Raw genomic sequence first — 8,038 nt, 5'->3', positions numbered from 1 at the left:
CCAATGATGTAAGCCAAGGATTTTTTTTCCTTCCCGTAGAACGTGCTTTTTTGCAAAATCTCAGATTCTTTGGTGGTGAGCGATTTACTATTCCTGAGATAGTCAAAAGCTTCACACAAGAATCCTGCAGAGCCCACTGCACCATCGTAGATGGTTTCACCAATTTGGGGATTCACCACTTTTATAATCGTAGTAATCAAAGGTCTTGGTGTGTAATACTCGCCCCCATTACGACCTGCATTACCCATATTTTTAATTTTACCCTCGTACAGATGGCTCATTTCATGTTTCTCTGCGTGGGTTCTAAAGCGAAGTTCATCGATTCGATTAATGACTTCACGCAAATTGTACCCTGATTGTATCCGATTTTTCAGTTCACTGAAAATCTCGCCTATTTTGTATTCAATGGTATCTGCACTTACCGCATCCTTTTTAAATTTTTTGAGGTAAGGAAAGAGTTCAACATTTACAAAATCTGCCAAATCATCTCCGGTTAATGCTGAATGATGGTCTATCTCGACCTTGCTCGATAACCGTCCATCAGGTAGCTGATCTTGTCGAAGCTTTGGTGCTGCCCAAACACTCCATTGAAATTCGGGAGCAATAATGTTGTTATAAACTTTTCCTGTAAGTTCGGCTGCCGTAGCTTTATCTTTTTCTAAATCGTCCAAGTACTTAAGAAACAATACCCAAGAGGTTTGCTCTACGTAATCTAATTCACTCCCACAACCTGCATCTTTGTGCAGGATATCATCGATATTTTTAAAAGTTTGTTCGAACATTGTAGTTTATAAAATTTAATTTTTAAAGATAATCGTTTTTGATTGGTAAACAAATAGCCTCCTGAATTTTGTCAGAATAATTGATGGAATTACAAATTTAGGAAATTAAAGAAAAAAGTGTCAAAGCTATACCAAATGAGCCCGATTAATCATCGAATTCATTGGTATCAAAATTAAATATAAACTTGTTTAAACTTTTGAATGCCGCCTAAAATCGGTGGGTTTTTTGCTATTTAATGGAGTCTTTTGCAGCTGACGGTAGTGTTTCTTGCATAATTATCGGACTTGTTCCTTCCTCATATTCCGTTTCCTCTAAATCTTCGGATTTTTTGCCTACTCCAATAATAGGATTGTCTTGGCTACCTGTAATTTTGATTGGAATGCCAATAATCCCTAAAGGTGGAAGTCCCAAACGCATTTTGATATTTAATTTACCGTCTAAACTTGATTCTCCCTGAATTTTTGGTCTAAATCCGGCAACTTTGAACTTAAACGGCTCTATTTTAATGATATTATTTTTTATGGTTGTTTGAATGGTCACTTTTGAAATATCCGGATCTTTTAAGCCTTCGGCATCTGTTTTTTTACTGACTGCATTAAAAAGTTTGAACCCTTTCATTTTCACTTGCTTGACTGTCAAATCTCCACCTCCTTTTAAAGAGGGATAATTTGGCATCATGTCCGCTTCCAAAACACCTGCAATTTTATAGTTCAATGAAATAATTCCTTCAGCATACTCGGCCGCTGAGGCCATTTCTCTGAACATTTTCACTTCGTTATAAGCACGTTTAATGTCGAAGTCTGTTGCGTTTATTGTATAATCAAAAACGGCTTTGGAAGTGTTGTCGGCATAATACTCAGCACTCATGCTTACTTTAGTGCCAATTAAACTGAAACTACTATTTTGAAGTTTTAAGCGTCCTTTATTGATTAGCAAATTGCCCTTTAAGTTTTCAATAGCTAATCCGTCAAAGTTTATTTTTTTGCCGGAAGCATTTAATTTAAAATCAAATGTCTTAGGAACCACTATTACTCCGGTTTCTGTTCTAGCTTCCGGTTCAGTTGCTGTTGTATTTGGTTCGGCAATTGGTGTTTCTGACATAAATTCATCCACATTGATGTAGTTTGAGCTTACCGTAAAGTTCCCTTTTAGCACCTCAGAATCAGACAATGCAAAATTAATTACATTAGCCATAGAGCCATTCATAAGAAAATCTGATTGTCCGTAGGTTGCTTTAAAATTAGAAAAACGCATTTGATCTTGGTTAAAAACAAAAATGCCTTCGTTAATCACAAAAGGTTTTGGAAAATAGTCGGATGTTGTTTTAATCTCCCTTAATTCCATTGTTCCTTTATTATTTAAATTTCCATAATTTCCATTGGTTGCATCGCTTTGTTTTCCCTGAAATGCAACATCCATTTTTACATAACCTGTGACATCTAGTCCTTTTTGAGAAAACACTTTATAGATCTTTTCAATATCCAATTCACCTTTTGCTTTGATGTTATAGGCGATATCTTCGAAATTTTTAAAGGAAGCATCCACTGAAAATGGTTTTCCTTCAAAAACAAACGAGGCCGGACTGACTTTCACTTCTAAGTCTTTTAAAGTTCCATTTGCAGAAGAAATAGTGGAAACAAGATTGATGTTTTGAATAGCTGTTGGATAATAGTCAGTTTGAATGAGTCCGTTTTTTAATTCCAAATTCCCTTTTGTCACGGGAAACTGCTTGCTCGCTGCATCATATACTCCTTTAGAAACAATCGTGGTGTTTAGGAGTCCTTGTAACTTTTGAATGCCAAAATCTTTAAGTCCTACTGCTTTATCGAGTTTTGCCAGATCAAGTTTTGAACGTACACGTACATCTATTTTGGGTTTCGAAAGCCCTTCCACAATCACATTGCCATTAAAATAATCCTTCTCGACATCAAAATAAATGGAGTCTATTTTAACTACTAATTTTTCAGGATCAAGCGATGGTAACTTCGTATCAAAATTTAAAAATATATTTTCTGCAGGATAGGGCGTATCTTGATTAGAAATGAAACCATCTCTTACTTTCATATTGAAATGCATGTTGGGCATTTTGTTATTGGCCGAATTGTAATCTCCTTTTAATTGAAAAAGCAAATCTGTTTTACCTTTAATTTTTGTTTGCTCGAGCCATTTTAAATAAACGGGTGGTAAAGCAGTGAAGAAATCGTTTAAATTAGCATTCTTCGATTGAACAAGAAAATCCATGCGGTAACCATCCTTGAGAAAATCAAATTTTCCTTTAAAATCAACAGGAAGTTTATTAATTTTTAAATCATTTTCTTCAAAAACAAATGCAAGGGAATTGGTATTAATTTTGGTAATCAGGGAAGCATTTACTTTTTTACTTTTCAAATATTGTTCACCATCATATGAAAAATCAAACGATTCAATTTGTGCTTTTGTTTTCAAATCAAAAACTGCTTTATCCAAATCACCTTTGCCAAGGTAATTAAAGCCTTTTGCATTAATTAAAATTTTAGTAGATTGATCATCATAAACTAACCTAGTATTTTTGATATCTATTCGTTCCAACTTTAAAGATGCAGAGATTGAATCAGAAAAAGTTTCTGCTTCATCTGAAACATAAACATTGTAGTTAGGCTCTCCTTTTTTGTTTACTTTGATTAAAATAGTGCCTTTTGAAATAAAAATTTTATCGATTTTAATTTTTTCATCAAAAAAAACAGACTTTAAATTTATACCAAATGCCACTTCCTTTGCGGCAATAAGCGTGTCTTTTTGAAATGGTGCAGATCCTTTTAATAAAAAATCATCCAATGATAAGGTTAACGAAGGAAAATGAGTAAAAAAGGACAGGTGAGTTTCTTTAAAACTTAATTCTCCATTAAGCTTCTCATTAGCAAACTTTTTTACTTGATTTGTTAAAGTCTCAGGGAAAATTGTTGGCAATAAAAAAAGCAATAACAGTAGTGTTCCCAGGGATATCCCAGCAATTTTAACTATTTTAAATACGCTTTTTTTACCTGATTTATTCATACTACGAAAGTATTCATAATCTATTAATTAGCAAAATATTAAAAAATTAAAAACCCAACTAAAAAGCTGGGTTTAATGGCAATATAATCATATTAACTAACTCAAATATTAATTTTTAAGCAATTTCATTGATTTTTCACGGTCATTTTGATCTTTTACTTTCACAAAATAAATTCCTTTTGTCAAATCACTTACATCAAAACGATAATTTGTATCAAAATCATTTTGAAATGTTTTAACCAATTGACCTGTAATTGAATAAATTTCAACTTTTACAGTTGGAACTGTCACAGAAAATGTTTCGGTAGTTGGATTAGGTGCAATAGCAATATCATCTTTCAATTCAAAAGTTTCGGCACTAAGCGTTGGCAATCTATTTCCATAAACTTTAAACTCTCCCGGGGCTAATGCAATCTGAGCCGTTGTGCTGGTTACGCTTATTGGAGTATCCGTCATTAAATCATACCAAGTCCCTGTGTAAGGAAAATCAGGGGTGATATTTTGACTAGCCACAGAAAAGTTTGCTAAAATAACTACATTTTTTAACTGTGTAGATGGAAGTGAATTATTGAACACATAAATTCGTTGACGAATATTACTGCCATTTGGACTAATAGAATAATCACCATTAAAAACAGGTTCATTTTTCTTTAAACTAATAAATTTTGCATAAGCATTGTAAACTGAATTACGAAGTGCATCGCCTAACCAATTTTCAACCCATTGGGGTTGAGGTTTCGTGTCTAATTTACAATCTCCAGGAATAGCATCGTAATCTGTATTTACAGAACTGCCTCCTGAGCAAGTAAAAATAGAATCGTCCATCCCTAATTCTTGAAAATGCCAAATCATTTTAGGGCCAGGAATTAAAATACTGGTAGCACCAATTGCTTTCATTCTTGGAATTGTATTGTTTAAATTTCCACTAACAGGAGCGGTTCCTCCACCATTTCCAAAAGTTACTGCTTCATATATAATTCTGTCTTTATCATGACTTTCGGCATAACCTAATAATCTTTTCCCGGTAAAACCTCTACTGACATGTCCCATTCTGGTTATATCAGCATTTGTTGAATTTCCACTAATAAGTTGTTTGTAAGGATTCCAAAGTTCACCCCACATCATAACCCCTTTCCCTTCATTAATTCTATAATTTGCCCATTGTTGCTCTTCATTATCTGCCCCTAAATGTTCAAAAATCACATAATGATTTGGGTCTAGTGACCAAGAATAATCAGCATATTCTTTTAAAACAGCCACACGATCAGCTTGATATGCATTCGTACAGGCATCATCTCCACCTGTACAATTCTGCGTAAATCCTTTCGTTAAATCCCATCGGAATCCATCTATTTTATACTCCTCTACCCAATGTTTGATTACTCGTTTGGTATAATATTTTGTCAAAGCTGATTGGTGATTAAAATCATCCCCTACACTGTAACTGTGTCTTGCAACAGTATTAAAATAAGGATTATCACTTGCCGGTGGACCCCAACCGTCTCCATCTGCATCACTCATCCACATTCTTACACCCGGATTTCTTCCAAATGCATGATTTAAAGCTACGTCGAGAATAACAGCGATTCCATTTTGATGGCATAAATCAATAAATTCTTTTAGTTTGTCTTTAGTTCCATAAAATTTGTCTTGAGCCATGTGAAATGCAGTGTTATATCCCCACGATTCATTTCCTTCAAATTCCATAATTGGCATTAACTGAATTGCATTAATTTTTAGATTTCTAAAATAATCGATTCTGTCTATTAGATTTTGATACGTTCTATTCGCGTCAAAATCTCTTACTAAAACTTCATATACTACTAGATTATCTTTATTCGGTTTTACAAAATTTAATGTACCTTGACTCCATGGATAAACGGGTTGTGCTGTTTGTAGTACCGTAACTTCTCTTTCTTGCCCTTGAGGGAAAGCCGGCATATTTGGGTAGCTTGTAGAAGGAATCCACTGATCATCATAAGGTGACAAAACTAATGTGGAATACATATCTGCAGTTTTTACCAAAACCGGTGAATTGGTAGCTGGTGTTTGATCAACAACCCAATATTGATAAGTATATATTTGACCGGGAGTGAGCCCTGTTAATTCCAACCAAAAAATATTTGTTGTTGGATCTTTTTTCATGGCATACGATCCGTCCGGTTCCCAGTTGTTGAAACTTCCTGCCACATAAACAAAATCTTTCCCGGGAGCATTTAACTTCAGTGTTGCTTTTGTTGGATCAGATGCATTATAATTAATACCATCTTCCATCCCTGCAGGAATTGCTTGAGAAATAGTACCCGGATTTACAATTACTTTAAATGTTCTTCTAATTGTACTGGTTCCTTGTGTTACTATCAACTCGTAATTTTGATTTGAAGTAATAGTTGAATGTGTAAAGGAATAATTTTCGGTAGCTCCATTTGAATTGATGGGATTTCCATTTGCTTTCAAAACATAACTGGCATTACCGCCTGTATTTGTAGCAGAAACTAACAAACTACCTCCGCTATTTATGATTGTTGAACTGTTATTCACAGGAGAAGTCAAGTTTAACTGAAAAGTTCCCACATTAAAAATAAAATCACCGCATGATGGTGGTAATTTTAAGGTTTGAGAACCATTCGCGTTTCTAAAAACCATTCCAAGTTTTGTTGCATTTGCTTGTTGTGTTCCATTTAAACCAAAATAGACACTTGGTGTAATGGTAATAGACCACGTTCCATTTCCATTGTTTGTCATTAGCCCAACTCCATTATCTTGTCCCCAATTTCCAATAACAGAATAACTAAAAGCATTTGTATCATCGCCAATACCGGCATGCATGTAAACTTTTGTAGGACTTGTCCCCATAAGGTTACAGGCTTGGGTGGCTGTTGATACGGTAATAGTAATTTGATCCGTTACATTAAACGTGGAGGGTGTAATTGTTACTTGAGCAAAAACTAATCCTGAAAATAAAGAAAATAAAAAAGTTAAGAAATAATATTTTTTCATAGCAGAAAATTTAAATGATAAAAAAGGGCTGTAGGATATACAGCCCTTTTTATTATTTTAAAAAAGAATTTATTGAGCAATTAATTCATAAGTGTATGCTCTTGGGCTACTTAAATTAAGTTTTACCAAATAAGTACCGGCAACACCAACAGATAGATTACTTCCATCTTGAGTCATAGCAGCAGGATCTCCTCCAAAATTAATGGTCCAAGCATCATTAGCTCTGAATTTAAATTCTCCAGCACTTAATGCTACTATACCTTCCCACATTTTTGTTGTGGCATTATAAGTCAATGCTGTACTAGCATCCCAACCACCCGGAGTGGCAGCACCAATAATTCCCCAATTAGTTAATGTAGTTGAATACTTTAATCCATTTGGATTATCTGGTGTTACAGCTCCTGTGTTAGCATTTACTCGATAGTAACCAGCCGATGAAGTACAATCAGACTCTCCTTGTTCAACTAAAACACCTGAGAAAGAACCATCATCGCCCCAATCGGTGTTACCCCAATTGAAAGCACCAGAACCATCAGGTGCTAAAAACTTATAACCTCCATCTAACCAAATATAACCTTCATAATCTGTTTTCCCAAATCCAGAAGAAGCTAATTTAGGTGCTGTTGGTGGATTCCAACCTTGGTGATTTCCAGGTACAGCGATTGTGGGCAAATCTGTACTGAAAGCAGTAACAAAAATGGTTAATGTATTAGAAATTCTTTCTTGAGTTCCTGTTGTTCCGGTAGTAGCTTTCACTCTAATATCTAAACCACCCTCTGTGAAAGGAGTTAAACCGGCAGCTACAGCAGCACCGTTAAATTCTAACACATTCCAAGTTACATTTGTATTTGTAGTAGAAGCGGCAACAACCGGTTCTGCGAAATCAGTACCCGCAGCTGCAAATTCAACTTCATATTGAATTTCAGTAGGTGTTCCATAATCAGCAGCAGACCAAGTTAAAGTAATACTTGGATTTGTTTGTAAATTTGGATCTAAAACTATGTTTGTTCCAGCATCCGGTGTAACTATTACAAAATCCCCTGATGGATCAAGGATTTGGAAGTTTTCTTCGTCTTCACAAGACATAAGTCCGGCAAAAGCGATAAAAGCGAATAAAAATTTGAATGTATTTTTCATTTTTAAATAATTTTATAAATTAATATGATTAATAACCAGGGTTTTGAGTTAAATTTGGATTAACAGCTAAACTTTGAGATGGAAG

The 8,038-nt window shown here is 34.6% G+C and carries 4 protein-coding genes; all 4 read right to left on the bottom strand.

Annotated features, from left to right (window positions below; all coding sequences use genetic code 11):
• On the bottom strand, window positions 1-782 hold a 782-nt coding region (locus ACIQ2Z_RS12010), incomplete at its 3' end, for an N-6 DNA methylase (RefSeq protein ID WP_396184400.1).
• A gap of 229 nt (window positions 783-1,011) precedes the next feature.
• Window positions 1,012-3,816, bottom strand: a complete 2,805-nt coding sequence (locus ACIQ2Z_RS12005; protein WP_396184399.1) for an AsmA family protein — start codon at window positions 3,814-3,816, stop codon at window positions 1,012-1,014.
• Window positions 3,817-3,924: 108 nt separating this feature from the next.
• Window positions 3,925-6,816 (bottom strand): alpha-amylase family glycosyl hydrolase, encoded by a 2,892-nt coding sequence (locus ACIQ2Z_RS12000; protein WP_396184398.1) that lies wholly within the window; start codon window positions 6,814-6,816, stop codon window positions 3,925-3,927.
• 69 nt (window positions 6,817-6,885) lie between these two features.
• Complete coding sequence (locus tag ACIQ2Z_RS11995; RefSeq protein ID WP_396184397.1) at window positions 6,886-7,953, bottom strand: SusE domain-containing protein; 1,068 nt, start codon at window positions 7,951-7,953, stop codon at window positions 6,886-6,888.
• Window positions 7,954-8,038 lie beyond the last annotated feature (85 nt).

It is taken from the genome of Flavobacterium sp., assembly GCF_044361015.1.
In the GTDB taxonomy this organism is placed as follows: Bacteria; Bacteroidota; Bacteroidia; order Flavobacteriales; family Flavobacteriaceae; genus Flavobacterium.
The sequence above is the reverse complement of the archived record's forward strand: the minus strand, read 5'-3'. Positions and strand labels throughout refer to the sequence as shown.